The following is a 13986-nucleotide window of genomic DNA, read 5'->3' as shown; positions in this document are numbered from 1 at the left end:
CGGGCCAGCTGTCGTCGCGGCAGGCGCTGGTACCGCGCTTGGCGGGAACCCGCGCCTTTGCCCGTGGGTTGTAAATTGCAGCCCCCGGCATGTTCGGATTCGGGCCACGACGGGCTGGACGGGCCTTCGGTATTGGAGACAGGGAATGTACTACGAGATGATCGGATTTCACGGAGAGCACCAGAGCGAGCACACGGTCGACGGGGTGCCCGAGCCCAAGCTCGATCGCTCTACCTTGTTTCTCGACTTTGATGGCACGCTGGTCGAGCTCGCCGACCGTCCTGACGCGATCGAAGTGGACCCGGGTCTCGACGACCTTTTGCGCGCGCTGTCGCAAAAGACTCAAGGTCGGGTCGTGATCATCACGGGGCGGGCAATCGAGGATGTGACCCAGTATCTTGAGGGCTTTGACGGCCCGATCATCGGTGGTCACGGGGCGCAGGAACGTCTGTCCGGTACGATCCGCAACCACGAGTTGGCCGACCCCGAGATTGTCGGCCACTTGGGTGAGATGACGCATTCCTTCGCCGCGACGCATCCCGGCCTGATCTGCGAGCGCAAGCCCACGGGCGTGGTTCTGCATTTCCGCCAGAACGAGGATCTCGCCTCCCAAGCCTACGCTTTCCTGCGGGCGCTCTCCGAGACCCACGAAGGCTTTGATCTGCACCATTCCAAAATGGCCTATGAGCTGCGCCCCTCGGGGATCGGCAAGGACGTCTCGATGCGTCGGATGATGGAAAGCGACGGCTTCAAAGGCACCACGCCGATCTTCTTCGGCGATGACGTGACCGACGAGCCGGCGCTTCACTGGGTAACCGAGCAGGGCGGGCTGGCCGTGAAGGTAGGCGAGGGCGAGACCGCCGCGGGCTGCCGTCTGGGCGATCCGCAGGCTGCGCGGAGGACGCTGCGTCGCTGGGCCGAGGCGTGACCATGGACGAAGGACGCCTCATTGTCGTGTCGAACCGCATCCCGACGGAGGCTGCCCCGTCTGGGGGACTTGTTGTGGCGCTTCATGATGCGCTCAAGGAGCGCGGCGGTGTCTGGATTGGCAACTCCGGCAAGCGCGTCTACCCCGAAGAAGCGGCACGGGGATTGACCCAGATCGCGGACAAGCCCTATGAGCGTTACTGCTTCGACCTGACCGACGAGGAGCATCAGGGATTCTACCTGGGTTATGCGAACGCCACGCTCTGGCCGCTGTTTCATCACCGCACCGATCTTCTTTCGGTCGACCCCGATCAGGCTCGGGTCTACCGGGAGGTGAACGACCGGGTGGCCGGGCTGATCTCGGAGGTGGTGAAGCCTGGCGATGCGATCTGGGTACATGATTACCATTTCCTTCCGCTGGCCGAAGCGTTGCGCAGGCGCGGCGTGACGAACCGGATCGGGTTCTTTTTGCACATCCCGTTCCCGAACCCCTCGGACATGCCCGCGCTGCCAGAGCGCAAGATGATGCCCGGCTGGTTGTCGTCGTTCGACCTGATCGGGCTGCAGACACGCCGTGATGTATCAAACGCGCTTGATTTTCTGCGAGACAACGGTGCCGAGATACTGCTGCGTGGCAAGATGAAGCATGGCGATCGCACCTTTGAAATTGCGAGCTTTCCGATCGGCATCGACGTGGACGGCTTTGTCGAGGCTGCCGAAGCCAATGCGGATTCGGGCGAACATCTGCGCCTGTCCCCGGGCGAGCGGCTGGTGTTGGGCGTCGACCGGCTCGACTATTCCAAGGGTTTGCCACAGCGCTTTGCGGCCTTCGGCGAATATCTGTCGCATCGGCCCGACCCGCAGATTCGCGCGACGCTGCTGCAGATCGCACCGCCCTCGCGCGAAGACGTGGAGGCTTACAAGGACATCCGGCAGGAGCTCGAGACCATCACCGGTCGGGTCAATGGCGAGATGGCCGAACTCGATTGGACGCCGATCCGCTATATCCGGCGCAACATCGAGCGCGAAATTTTGGCCGGGCTCTATCGGCGCGCGGATGCCTGCCTCGTCACACCGCTCGCCGACGGGATGAATCTCGTGGCCAAGGAATTCGTCGCGGCACAGGACGGTGCCGATCCGGGCGTGCTTATCCTGTCGCACTTTGCTGGCGCGGCCGAGCAGATGGAAGCGGCGCTGATGGTCAATCCTTACGATCCGGGAGAGACCGCGCGGGCTATCGAACAGGCGCTGTCGATGCCGTTGCACGAGCGGCAATCGCGACATCTCAGCCTGATGCAATCCATCCGCGAGACCGATATCGCATGGTGGACGCGAACCTATCTAGCTGCTTTGCAACAGAAAGCCCCGGTTTCTGCGACTTGAGCAGAGGAGGAGGCGAAAATATTCGGAACCCTTCCTCTATCCGCGTGTTTGTCAAATGAAGAGACGCCGTTCCCTCGTCTCTCGCATTCCCCAAGGCCGGTGGCGGCTCTTTCCGATCATTCCCTCGGGGAAGATCCAGCCGCCGGCCACCCCTCCCATCACTCTTCACAACCCGAACGTGCCATGCCAATTTGGGCATGAGCGACTTGCCGCTCATTCGGACCCGGTTCGGGGCCCGCGAGCGGAGAGAGCATGACCGAAACGACCCCCCCATTTTTGACGTTCCGCCGGATCTGGCGGGTGCTTGTGGGGATCTGGACGCTATCGGGTGAGGTGCAGCTTGGGCTGATCGCGGCGGGCGTGGCGTTCTATTCCATCTTCGCCATCTTCCCGGCAATTGCGGCACTGATCGCGATCTTCGGTCTGATGGCCGACCCTGCCGTGATCGAGACGCAACTCGTGATGATGCAGGAAATCATTCCCGTCGAAGCTTACGGCCTTCTGCAGGAACAGCTGAACCTGATGTTGGCCACACGGCCCGAAACACTGGGCTTCGCGACGCTGCTGTCGACCTTCGTGGCGCTGTTCTCGGCGCGCAACGGCGTGGCCTCGCTGATCCTCGGGCTTAACCAGATCTATGGGCGACCCAATCGCAACGGCCTGCGCCAGCTTGCCGTGGCGATCCTGCTGACGCTGTCGCTGATCTTCATCGCGGTGATGGCGATGCTGGTCGTGGTGATCGCCCCGATCCTGCTCAAGGTGCTCCCGCTTCAGCGGGGGACTGGCTGGCTGCTCGAGGCGATCCGCTGGATCGCCGCCTTTGGCATCGTGCTGGCAGGTTTGGGCGTGATCTACCGCTTTGGCCCCAACATGCGCGGCGCACGAGGCCGCTGGATCACGCCAGGGGCGTTTCTGGTGATCCTGTTCTGGCTCATCGCCTCGGCCGGGTTCTCGTTCTACCTCACCAATTTCGGCAACTACAACGAGGTCTACGGCTCGATTGGCGCGGTGATCGCGCTCTTGATGTGGCTGTATATTTCGGCGTTCCTCGTGCTGCTGGGGGCCGCAGTCAACGTCGTGTGGCAACGCAGCCTACGTTCAGAGCAGCGGCCGGACGACCTCGGCCTCGAGATCGGTCCCCGCCAGATCGGCTAGGGCTCTCAGGTCGTGAATTATCATCCGCCCTTCGTTCCATGATAGAAGCTGCCTGTCGCGCAGCTTGGCCAAGGTCTTGTTGGTGTGCACGAGGCTGAGCCCCAGCGCGTCCGCCAGATCCTGCTGTCGGTAGGGCAGGGGAAAGCCGCCGCTGGCATCGATCTGTCCCAGCGACTGCATCCGGAGATAGATGCGCGTGATGGCCCAAGCCAACCGCGACAGGCCACTGCGTTGCCCAAGACTCGCAAGCGCCTCGCCTAGAAAATGCTCTTCCACGGCGGCAAGCCAAGTGATGTCGAAGGCGCGGGCCGGGTGCGTGCTGAAAAACCGGAAGAACTCGTTGCGATCGAATACGCAGAGCGTCATGTCCGTCGTCGCCTCGACCGAATGCTGCATCTCTCCCATCATGCCGGCCTGTAGGCCGAGGAAATCGCCCGGAAAGATGAAGTTGATCACCTGTCGCCGCCCGTCAGCGAGTGTCTTGTAACGTAGCCCCATTCCGGAAAGCGCCGTGTAAAGCTGCGGGCTGTTGGAGCCTTCGAGCAGCAGCGGCGTGCCCGGCCCGATCCGCAACTCTCCCGCCTTGAAACGCTGGATCGCACGGATTTCCTGCTGCCCGAGCTCAACGAAGATGCGCCGCGCGCGAAGGGGGCAGACCTGGCAAGGTGTGCTCATCGGAACTCGCTGTTTGTATGTCGTAGTTTAATGCGAGGTCCCGCGGAATGTTCCATGTGAGACCGAAGGTCGGCTGCGGAACAAGGCATTGGAATGGTGAATGTACTGATCGTCGAGCGTGTGCCGCTCGTGGCGTTGGATCTTATGGAGATCATCGGCGAATGCCGACCCGACATCGCGGTGCATGTGCTGCGCGACCTTCCCCAGATGGAGGCCCTGCTGCAGGTTCTTGGATATGCCGATCTGGTCTTTCTCGGCGTAAACGCAGAGCAGCGGACCGGGCTATTTACACATGAAGTGCTGCGCTCGAGCGCGCATCGGGTGGTGATCACCGATCGGGTGACGGCGCCTAGCTCGCTCGCGCCGGGCTGGTTCATCGAGCCTCGGCCCATAGTGCCAGAGGCGATCCGTCGTCATATCCTGTCGCTCGCGGCCCCCGCCGTCTGAGAGACGGGGGCCGCGACAGGCTTGAGTTGGGTTTCAGCCGTGCAGGGGGCCGGTCGAGGAGAAGAACATCGCCTGGCTCACGGCGGAGCGCACCTGCTCTTCGCCGTAGGGCTTGGAGATCAGGAAGGCGGGTTCGGGACGCTCGCCCGTCAGCAGGCGCTCTGGGAAGGCGGTGATGAAGATCACCGGCAGGTTGCCATGCGCTTCGAGGATGTCCCGCACCGCGTCGATACCGCTCGAGTTGTCGGCAAGCTGGATGTCGGCCAGCACGAGGTCGGGCTTTTCCTGCTGCGCAAGACGCACGGCATCGTCACGGGTGCGCGCGACGCCGGTGATGGCATGGCCCATGTCCGACACGATCGACTGCAGGTCCATGGCGATGATCGCCTCGTCCTCGATTACGAGGATACGGCCCGAGATGCTGTCTTCCATTTCCTGACGCGCGATCTTCACGAGATGCTCGACCTCGTCCACGTCGGTCTGCATGATGTCGGCGATCTCCGTCGTGGAGAAATCCTCGATGGTGTTGAGCAGCAGCGCTTCGCGGGTATTCGGGGTCAGCTTGGCCAGATGCGCTTGGGCCGCGGCGGCAAGGCCGCTCTCATCGCCGGAAACGGGGGCGCCGGAGCTTTGCCAGATCAGGTGGAACACCCGAAACAGCGCTGTGCGCGGCGACGAATCGGTGTCGAAGACCGAGCGATCCTCGAGAATGGCCTCGAGGGTGGCTGCGGCGTAGGTGTCACCGCTGTCCTGGCTTCCTGTCAGCGCCCGCGCGTAGCGGCGCAGATAGGGCAGCTCGTGCCCGATCACCGTGGCGAGGTCGGGTGCGGTGGTGGTTGTCGTCATCGGCTGAGAGTCCCCAAATTCATTTTTTCTGGAACCGAACGCGTTCATCAGCATTGTGGTTCCATGATGCAGCCATGCTATGCGAGGCTGCCGAAAATGACGAGGGTATTAGCGGGAATGACACAGCGGGACCAAGGGAACGCGCGAGGCGACATTGACGCCCATCTCAAGCGTGCGTTCCAGCAGCTTACCGATGAGGCCCTGCCGGACAGGTTCACGGACCTACTGGCAAAGCTGAAATCCGGTGAGGGTGCGTCGAGCGCACCGTCCGAGACCAGCCAGCCAGAGCCGGACCGGGAAACGGCAAATGTAGGCAAGGTGGGCAGGGGCTAGAATGAGCCATCAGGATCCGAGAGATGAATTGGTCGGGCACCTCCCGGCCATGCGGGCCTTTGCGCTGTCCTTGACGCGCAACGGTGCCCAGGCCGACGACCTCGTGCAGGACACGGTGGTCAAGGCATGGACCAACTTCGACAAGTTCAAACCCGGCACAAATTTGCGCGCCTGGTTGTTTACGATTCTGCGCAACACGTTCTACTCGGGTCGCCGTAAGGCGCAGCGCGAGGTGGCCGATGTCGACGGTGTCTTTACAGCAAGCCTCGCGGAAAAGCCGGCGCATGACGGTCGTCTGCAGATGAACGATTTCCTGCGGGCTTTCGCGCAGCTTCCCGACGAGCAGCGCGAGGCGCTGGCTCTGGTGGGGGCCTCGGGCTTTTCCTACGAAGAAGCTGCCGGCATGTGCGGCGTGGCGATCGGCACGATCAAGAGCCGGGCGAACCGCGCGCGGGTGCGACTTGCAGAGCTTTTGCATCTCGATGAGGGCGATAACCTCGGTATGACGGATGAGGCGACGATGGCCGTGCTTGCGGCTCAAGGCGGGCCTCACTTGTGACAGAAACCACAGGCGAGCGGGACCGGGCGGCGCAGGCCGGCGGCTGGTTCAGCGCGCATGGGCTCGTGCTGCGCGTGGTCGCTTTCCTTACCATCGCGCTCATGCCCATCGGATTGATCGCGATCTATCAGACCGCCGAGTTCCAGCGCGAGACGCTGCGGCGGTCTGAACTGTCATTGCTTGCGCTTACAGCGCAGGCCGGCGCGCCGGTGGAGCAGACCATCGAGCGCGCCTTTGGCGTGGCCGAAGCGCTGGGCGTGGTGATCGACGAACTCAATGATCCGGCCAGCTGCTCGAGCTACCTCAACCGCTATATCGAAGGACGCAGGCTCTATGCGATGATCGGTCTGGTCGATCCCGACGGCACCATGCGCTGCTCGTCGCTCGATCAACCGCTCGACATGCGCGACACCCGCATCTGGCAGCAGATGTCGGTGACACCGTCTCCGATCGTCACGCTGAGCCAGCGCGCGGAGATTGCCGACGAGCCGGTGATCAACGTCGCGAGCCCGATCGAGGAAGACGGTCGGTTCATGGGATATGTGCAACTCGCCATCCCGCAGCGGCGCATTGCGACGCCTGCCGGAATGGTCTCGACCGATCGCCGCCCGATCCAACTCGTGACCTACAACGAGCTGGGGGAGCGCCTGACGCTGCAGAACCCCGACCGACCGCTCGACACCCTCTTGCCCGAGGGCTTCGATCTGTCGTCGCAGACCGGTCTGCGCGCAACCGCCACCGCCGCCGTCTCGCCCAGTGGCGAAAGATTGGTCTATGCGGTCACGCCGCTGGTCACTGGGGCGGTCTTTGCCCTCGGCATCTGGCCCGCCTCAGAGGGCTTTGCCTCGCCGCTCCTGCCCAGCCTGTTTCCGATCCTCATGTGGGGCGCGAGCTTGCTCGTCGCTTATTACGCGATCCACCGCCTTGTGATCCGCCATGTCCGCAGCCTTGGTCGCTCCATGCGGCGGTTCGGCGCGAACCGGCAGCTGCCGACGCAAGCCAGCACCGGTGACATGTCGCGTGAGCTGCGCGAAATCGAAGGCGAATTCGTGCAGATGGCGGGCAACATCCTGCAAGACGAAGCTCGGCTTGAAGATCAGTTGCGCGAGCGCGGCATCCTGCTGAAGGAGGTGCACCACAGGGTCAAGAACAACCTGCAGCTCATCTCCTCGATCATGTCGATGCAGATGCGTCGTACCCCTGATGTCACGACCCGCGAGATCCTGAGCCGATTGCAAGATCGGGTGCTGGGCCTCGCTACGATTCACCGCACGCTCTATGAGAGTCAGGATGTGGGTCGCGTCAACGCGGCACGGCTGCTGCGCGAGATCGTGTCCCAGCAAAGCGTGGCCTCCGGGGCAGGGCGAGAGTTCGAGACGCGGCTCGACCTCGAGGATCTGGAACTTCTGCCCGATCAGGCCGTGCCGCTGTCTCTGCTGACCTCGGAGGCGCTGGCCAATGCGCTGAGCAACGTCGCCCCCGGCGAGGACGGTCAACTTTGGGTCGCGGTCTCGCTCCGGCGTGAAGAGGAGGGCATGGTACGTCTCGAGATCGCCAACTCTGCCGCCATCGAAACCGGCGATGCCCCCCCCGCCCGTCCACGCGCTCAAGGACTGGGCACCAACCTCATCCAGGCATTCGCCGCACAACTCGGTGGACCCAGCGAAACCTGTCATGAGTTGGGGGTCTATAAACTCTCGACCCGGTTTCTGGTTCGGGAAATGCAATATGACCCACAGGATTATTGATGACGCCCGGCAGACAAGACGGAATGGGGTTCCCGCTGCGCGAGCGGCGCGGCACCGCCAAGACCGACACGGACTACGCCGAGAACGACCCTGAGCATGCTCGCTGGGGGCGCGAGGCCTTGCCCGATCCGGTCTTGCCGGACGATCCGGACGTACCGATGCCCCTGATCACCGCCGAACAGGCCTACCCCGTGTTCGAGCGGTGCTTCCTCGAGGCGACCAAGCGGGTGCGCATGTCGTTTCGGGTCTTCGACCCGTTCACGCAGCTGCACTCCGAATCCGCCCGCAAGATCGGTGATCTCTGGTTCGACCTGATCGCGCACAAGCTGCGCGAGGGGCTGGAGGTCGAGATCGCCGTCACCGATTTCGATCCCATTGCCGTTAACGCGATGCATGCGATGACATGGGATGCGATGCGCGGGCTGATTGCGGCGGGCGAGGCGTCGGGGCACCCCGAGCGGCTCAAGCTGCGCGCGGCGATGCACCCCGCACGGGTTGGCGCAGTGCCGCGGGTGATGCTGTGGTACAAGACTTGGAGCGAACTGCGCACCACCGCGCGACAGATCGGCGCGCTGCCGGCCGAGGAACGCAAGGAGATGCTGCGTCTCAGGCCGGGGCTTGACGGGCATCTGACGTGGCGTGGCGGACGTCTCGTGGCCAAGGCGTGGCCGATCCCCGAGCTGTACCTCGCCACGCACCATCAGAAGCTCGCTGTATTCGACGATCGCTGGCTTTATATCGGCGGGCTCGACCTCGATGATCGCCGCTATGACACTTTGCGGCACGACCGGCCTGCGCAAGAGACATGGCACGACGTGCAATTGCTCATGGGCGGGTCGGCTGTGGCGGATGCGCACCGTCATCTCGACAGCTACCTTGCGGTGAACACAGGGGCCGAACCCATGCCCACGGGCCGGATTTTGCGCACGCTGTCGGCGCATCGCAGCCCTGCCGTGCTGCGCATGTCGCCCGATCGCAAGGTGTCCGAGATCTTCGATGCGCAGAAAGATCTCTTTTCCGGTGCGCGTGATCTCATCTATGTCGAGACGCAGTTCATGCGCGACCGTGACCTCGCGCGCAGTCTGGTTCATGCCGCACGGTCACAGCCGAATCTGGGCCTTGTCATGGTCCTGCCGGCCGCGCCCGAGGACGCGGCGTTCTCCACCGCCCGGGTCGATGCGCGCTATGGCGACTATCTTCAGGCGCGTTGCGTACGCAAGATCGCACGCGCCTTCGGCGACCGGTCACTGATCGTCTCGCCCGCCGTGCCGCGTCGCGCCACAAAGGAGGATCGCGGACCGCGCGCCAGGATCTGGCGCGCACCGATCGTCTATGTGCACGCCAAGGTCACCATTGCCGACGGCACCGATGCCATCGTGTCATCTGCCAATCTCAATGGCCGGTCCATGCATTGGGATACCGAGGCCGGGGTGCGGCTGTCGTCCAAGGCCGAAGTGGACCCCTTGTTGCAAGCCTGCATGACGCATTGGATGGGCCCTGACGCGCCGCCGCGTCCGGGTGAAAGCGGCAGGGCGCTGGTGGCCCGCTGGCGCGGCATGGTCCATGCCGATCGGGCCGAGGTACCGGAGCTGCGCAAGGGGTTCTTGCTGCCCTATCCGCTGCGACCGGCCTGGCGTCTGGGGCGCAACCTGCCCGGTGTGCCCGAAGCCATGGTCTGAGCGCTGCGACGCGGCGGAACCTCGGCAAGGCGCGTGCGTTGCGACCTGACACGACACGACCCAGGAGGACGCCATGACCATCGCGACGATGGTGGCCGCCCTTGCAGGTCTGGTGGTGGTCGCGTTCCTGATATTCCTGCTCACGGGCGGTGACGACTGAGATGTAGGTTGGGAGAGGACCATGGCTGTTTCGCTGCCGGACGGTCACAGGACGTCGCCCGTCGCGCCCCATCTGCCGGGGTGTGGCGGGCGGCCCCTTCCCATCTACTGCATGGGGCGGTGCAGTTGAATCCCCCCGATGGGACCACTAAGACTCTGTCACGACAAGTTCCGTACGAGACGCAAGCGTTCCCGAAAAGGCAGAGCAGATGCACGATCCCGTTGAGACCTACATGAACCTCGTGCCGATGGTGGTCGAACAGACCAGCCGGGGCGAGCGCGCCTACGACATCTTCTCGCGGCTGCTCAAAGAGCGCGTGATCTTCGTGAACGGCCCGGTGCACGATGGCATGAGCCAGCTCATCGTCGCGCAGCTGCTGCACCTCGAGGCCGAGAACCCGAAAAAAGAAATCTCGATGTACATCAACAGCCCCGGCGGTGTCGTCACCTCCGGCCTGTCGATCTATGACACGATGCAGTACATCCGGCCCAAGGTCTCGACCCTGGTGATCGGGCAGGCGGCCTCGATGGGCTCTCTGCTGCTGACCGCCGGTGAAAAAGGCATGCGTTTCTCGCTGCCCAACTCCCGCGTGATGGTGCACCAGCCCTCGGGTGGCTATCAGGGTCAGGCGACGGACATCATGATCCACGCCCAAGAAACCCAGAAGCTTAAGAACCGGCTCAACGAAATCTATGTTGAGCACACCGGCCAGCCGCTCGAAAAGGTCGAAGCGGCACTTGAGCGCGACAACTTCATGTCGCCGACCGAGGCGCGCGATTGGGGGCTGATCGACGAAATCCTGACCAGCCGCGCGCAGGGCGACGAAAAGACGCCCAACACCGCCGGTTGATCCGACGCTGGGTCACCCCCTCGACAGGGGGTGACCGCCACCGCCGCGCCGGGATTTTGGCGTTGTGGCCGCGAAATGGCTGCCCTATCGTTCCTACAAGGGCAGTCCGAGAGAGATGACAGCAGGGCCGATGGCCCGGGGGTTCGATATGGCAAGCACGTCCGGCGGCGACAGCAAAAACACGCTCTACTGCAGCTTTTGCGGCAAGAGTCAGCACGAAGTGCGCAAGCTCATCGCGGGGCCGACCGTGTTCATCTGCGACGAATGCGTCGAGCTGTGCATGGACATCATCCGCGAAGAGACAAAGGGCTCCGGCCTGAAATCGGCCGAGGGCGTCCCGACGCCGCGCGAGATCTGCGATGTGCTCGACGATTACGTGATCGGCCAGTTGCATGCCAAGCGCGTGCTGTCGGTTGCGGTCCACAACCACTACAAGCGGCTCAACCACGCGGCCAAGGCCAGCGATATCGAGCTGTCGAAGTCCAACATCATGCTGATCGGCCCGACCGGCTGTGGCAAGACGCTGCTCGCGCAGACGTTGGCTCGCATCCTCGACGTGCCCTTCACCATGGCGGATGCGACGACGCTGACCGAAGCGGGCTACGTCGGCGAGGATGTCGAGAACATCATCCTCAAGCTGCTGCAGGCCTCCGAGTACAACGTCGAGCGGGCGCAGCGCGGCATCGTCTATATCGACGAGGTCGACAAGATCACCCGCAAGTCCGACAACCCTTCGATCACCCGCGATGTTTCGGGCGAGGGGGTGCAGCAGGCGCTTTTGAAGATCATGGAGGGCACCGTGGCCTCCGTGCCGCCACAGGGTGGGCGCAAGCATCCGCAGCAGGAGTTCCTGCAGGTCGACACCACGAACATCCTGTTCATCTGTGGCGGTGCCTTTGCGGGTCTCGACAAGATCATCGCGCAGCGTGGCAAGGGCTCGGCCATGGGCTTCAACGCCGATGTGCGTGGTCAGGACGACCGTGGCGTCGGCGAGATCTTCGGCGATCTGGAGCCCGAGGACCTGCTGAAATTCGGCCTGATCCCCGAGTTTGTCGGTCGTCTGCCGGTGATTGCGACGCTGACCGACCTCGACGAAGAGGCCCTCGTCACGATCCTGACCCAGCCCAAGAACGCGCTGGTCAAGCAGTACCAGCGACTGTTCGACATCGAGGACACCAAGCTGACCTTTACCGAGGACGCGCTCAAGGCGATCTCGCGCAAGGCGATCGAGCGCAAGACCGGTGCGCGGGGCCTGCGGTCGATCATGGAGGGCATCCTGCTCGACACCATGTTCGAACTGCCGAGCCTCGACAGCGTCACCGAGGTGGTCGTCAATGAGGAGGCGGTGGGCGATGGCAAGCCGCTGATGATCCACGCCGACGGGGCCAAGAAAGAGGCCGCCTCGGCGAGCTGAGCGCTTGGAGCGCTTCACGTCAGGATCTGAATTCGAGGGACGGATCGGCTACAGCCGGTCCGTCCTTTGCGATGGGTGGGTCTTCGTGTCTGGCACCACCGGTTACGACTATGCGACCATGACCCTTCCCGATGGGATCGAGGCGCAGTGCAAGGCCGCTCTGGCCAATGTCGCCGCGGCGCTGGAGGCGGCGGGATCGGGCATGGAGCGCGTGGTGCGTGTCACCTACATGCTGCCTGATCGGACCGAGTTTCCGGCCTGCTGGCCCTATCTGCGGGCCGCATGGGGTGCCGCGGCCCCGGCTGCGACGATGATCGAATGTGGGCTGATGCAGCCTGAGATGCGGATCGAGATCGAGGTCACGGCGCGGCTGCGCTGAGGCCCGCTGACCACTGGACCTCGGGTCCGCTTTGCGGCATGACGGGGCGCAGGACAGGAGACCAGTCATGAGCCTCGGCAGCACTCTCAAGCGCATCTTCACCTGGTGGGACGGTCAGACCTTTGGCACCCAACTTTTCACCTGGCGCAAGGGTGAGAAGGTGGGCGAGGACCGGCAGGGCAACATTTTCTATCGCAATGCGGACGACTCCAAACGTTGGGTCATCTTCAACGGTGAGATCGAGGCGAGCCGCATCGATCCCGAATGGCACGGCTGGCTGCACCGGACCTGGAACGAGCCGCCGACCACCCGTCCGCTGGTCCACCGCCCTTGGGAGAAGGCGCACGAGCCGAACCACACCGGCACGGCGCAGGCCTATGCGCCCGCGGGTTCGATCCGTCGCGCGGCCCCTGTCGTCTCCAAGGATTATGACGCGTGGCAGCCCGAATGATCCGCGCAGCGGCCGTGGTGCTGGCGCTCCTCGCGGCCCCCGCGAGTGCCCAGCAGGCGGCGCAGGCCCCGGGCGGCGTGTTGCGCGTGCTCGACAAGATCACCGGCGTGGTCACCGATCTCGATCTCGCAGCGGGCGAGACGGCCACGGTCGGCCACCTGTCGATTGAACTCGACGAATGCCGCTACCCTGCCGACAATCCGGCGGGCGACGCCTATGAGCGTCTGATCGTGCGCTATCAGAAGATTGAGGCGCCGGTGTTTCAGGGCTGGATGATTGCCTCGGCGCCCGCGCTCAACGCGATGGATCACCCGCGCTACGACGTTTGGGCGTTGCGCTGCAGGACCTCCTGAACCGGAGCTGGGGCACCGGGTGCGACAAAGTCCCCCGGTCGTTCCAGCGCGGTCGCCAATGCTGCGCGGTAGCGCGCGCGCGGGATCTCCACAAAGCCCAGGCTGGCCAGATGCGGCGTCAGGAACTGCGCATCGAATAGCGTGAAGCCTCCCAGCCGCAGCCGATCCACAAGCCAGACCATCGCGAGTTTTGACGCGTCGGTGCGGCGCGAGAACATGCTCTCGCCGAAGAACGCCCCCCCCAGCGTGACTCCATAGATGCCGCCGGTAAGCTGGCCCTCGTGGCGCACCTCGACCGAATGGGCAAAACCCATGCGATGCAGGCTCGTGTACAGATCGAAGATCTCTGCGTTGATCCAGGTTTCGGACCGGTCGGCGCAGCCTGCGACCACAGCCTCGAAATCGCCGTTCACGATGATCTCGAAGCCGCCCCGCCGCATGCGCCGCGCAAGGCTGCGCGAGAGGCGCAGGCCGTTCAGAGGCAGGACACCGCGCTGACGCGGGTCGACCCAGAAGATCTCCGGGTCGTCCCTGCTTTCAGCCATCGGAAACACGCCCTGCGCGTAGCCATGCAGCAGCAGCTCTGGCGTGAGCCGGGGCTCGGGCCGCGAGGACATGCGCGGCCCC

Annotated in this window: 16 protein-coding genes; 13 read left to right on the top strand and 3 right to left on the bottom strand. The window is 63.9% G+C overall.

The window, feature by feature from the left end; all coding sequences use genetic code 11:
* Nucleotides 1-145 precede the first annotated feature (145 nt).
* The 3 genes from otsB (at nt 146) to AADJ02_RS16725 (ending at nt 3465) form a co-directional block, all read left to right on the top strand.
* Nucleotides 146-928, top strand: coding sequence for a trehalose-phosphatase (gene otsB / locus AADJ02_RS16735; protein WP_341214146.1), 783 nt, complete (start codon nt 146-148; stop codon nt 926-928).
* Nucleotides 929-930: 2 nt separating this feature from the next.
* Entirely contained in the window at nt 931-2310 is a 1380-nt protein-coding gene (locus AADJ02_RS16730) for a trehalose-6-phosphate synthase (RefSeq protein WP_341214145.1), read from the top strand.
* A gap of 252 nt (nt 2311-2562) precedes the next feature.
* A complete protein-coding gene (locus tag AADJ02_RS16725; RefSeq protein WP_341214144.1) occupies nt 2563-3465 on the top strand; it encodes a YihY/virulence factor BrkB family protein in 903 nt (300 codons plus the stop codon).
* Here AADJ02_RS16725 and AADJ02_RS16720 read toward each other — a convergent pair.
* On the bottom strand, nt 3409-4140 hold the full coding sequence (locus AADJ02_RS16720; protein WP_341214143.1) for a Crp/Fnr family transcriptional regulator: 732 nt from the start codon (nt 4138-4140) through the stop codon (nt 3409-3411). The genes AADJ02_RS16725 and AADJ02_RS16720 overlap by 57 nt on opposite strands.
* 93 nt (nt 4141-4233) lie before the next feature.
* On the opposite strand from AADJ02_RS16720, the gene AADJ02_RS16715 reads away from it, so the two are divergent.
* Complete coding sequence (locus tag AADJ02_RS16715) at nt 4234-4587, top strand: hypothetical protein (protein ID WP_341214142.1); 354 nt, start codon at nt 4234-4236, stop codon at nt 4585-4587.
* A 33-nt stretch (nt 4588-4620) separates the two neighbouring features.
* Here AADJ02_RS16715 and AADJ02_RS16710 read toward each other — a convergent pair whose 3' ends face one another.
* Entirely contained in the window at nt 4621-5433 is an 813-nt protein-coding gene (locus AADJ02_RS16710; protein WP_341214141.1) for a response regulator, read from the bottom strand.
* A 63-nt stretch (nt 5434-5496) separates the two neighbouring features.
* On the opposite strand from AADJ02_RS16710, the gene AADJ02_RS16705 reads away from it, so the two are divergent.
* The 9 genes from AADJ02_RS16705 (at nt 5497) to AADJ02_RS16665 (ending at nt 13359) form a co-directional block, all read left to right on the top strand.
* Complete coding sequence (locus tag AADJ02_RS16705; RefSeq protein WP_341214140.1) at nt 5497-5766, top strand: NepR family anti-sigma factor; 270 nt, start codon at nt 5497-5499, stop codon at nt 5764-5766.
* Nucleotide 5767: 1 nt separating this feature from the next.
* Entirely contained in the window at nt 5768-6325 is a 558-nt protein-coding gene (locus tag AADJ02_RS16700; RefSeq protein WP_341214139.1) for an RNA polymerase sigma factor, read from the top strand.
* Complete coding sequence (locus AADJ02_RS16695) at nt 6322-8073, top strand: sensor histidine kinase (protein ID WP_341214138.1); 1752 nt, start codon at nt 6322-6324, stop codon at nt 8071-8073. Before AADJ02_RS16700 ends, AADJ02_RS16695 begins: the two co-directional genes overlap by 4 nt.
* Nucleotides 8073-9752, top strand: a complete 1680-nt coding sequence (locus AADJ02_RS16690; RefSeq protein ID WP_341214137.1) for a phospholipase D-like domain-containing protein — start codon at nt 8073-8075, stop codon at nt 9750-9752. The genes AADJ02_RS16695 and AADJ02_RS16690 overlap by 1 nt, the downstream gene beginning before the upstream one ends.
* Nucleotides 9753-10120: 368 nt before the next feature.
* Nucleotides 10121-10762 carry an ATP-dependent Clp protease proteolytic subunit gene (locus tag AADJ02_RS16685; RefSeq protein ID WP_341214136.1) on the top strand — a complete coding sequence of 214 codons (642 nt, stop codon included), beginning with the start codon at nt 10121-10123 and terminating at the stop codon, nt 10760-10762.
* Nucleotides 10763-10910: 148 nt separating this feature from the next.
* Nucleotides 10911-12176, top strand: coding sequence for an ATP-dependent Clp protease ATP-binding subunit ClpX (gene clpX / locus AADJ02_RS16680; protein WP_341214135.1), 1266 nt, complete (start codon nt 10911-10913; stop codon nt 12174-12176).
* Nucleotides 12177-12180: 4 nt separating this feature from the next.
* Nucleotides 12181-12555 carry a Rid family hydrolase gene (locus AADJ02_RS16675; RefSeq protein ID WP_341214134.1) on the top strand — a complete coding sequence of 125 codons (375 nt, stop codon included), beginning with the start codon at nt 12181-12183 and terminating at the stop codon, nt 12553-12555.
* 67 nt (nt 12556-12622) lie between these two features.
* A complete protein-coding gene (locus AADJ02_RS16670) occupies nt 12623-13006 on the top strand; it encodes an NADH:ubiquinone oxidoreductase subunit NDUFA12 (protein WP_341214133.1) in 384 nt (127 codons plus the stop codon).
* Complete coding sequence (locus AADJ02_RS16665; protein WP_341214186.1) at nt 13003-13359, top strand: DUF2155 domain-containing protein; 357 nt, start codon at nt 13003-13005, stop codon at nt 13357-13359. The genes AADJ02_RS16670 and AADJ02_RS16665 overlap by 4 nt, the downstream gene beginning before the upstream one ends.
* Here the strand turns inward: AADJ02_RS16665 and aat are convergent.
* A complete protein-coding gene (gene aat, locus AADJ02_RS16660; protein ID WP_341214132.1) occupies nt 13323-13976 on the bottom strand; it encodes a leucyl/phenylalanyl-tRNA--protein transferase in 654 nt (217 codons plus the stop codon). The genes AADJ02_RS16665 and aat overlap by 37 nt on opposite strands.
* Nucleotides 13977-13986 lie beyond the last annotated feature (10 nt).

This window comes from uncultured Limimaricola sp., from assembly GCF_964022235.1.
Taxonomy (GTDB): domain Bacteria; phylum Pseudomonadota; class Alphaproteobacteria; order Rhodobacterales; family Rhodobacteraceae; genus Limimaricola.
This window is presented reverse-complemented; position numbering and strand designations above follow the sequence as displayed.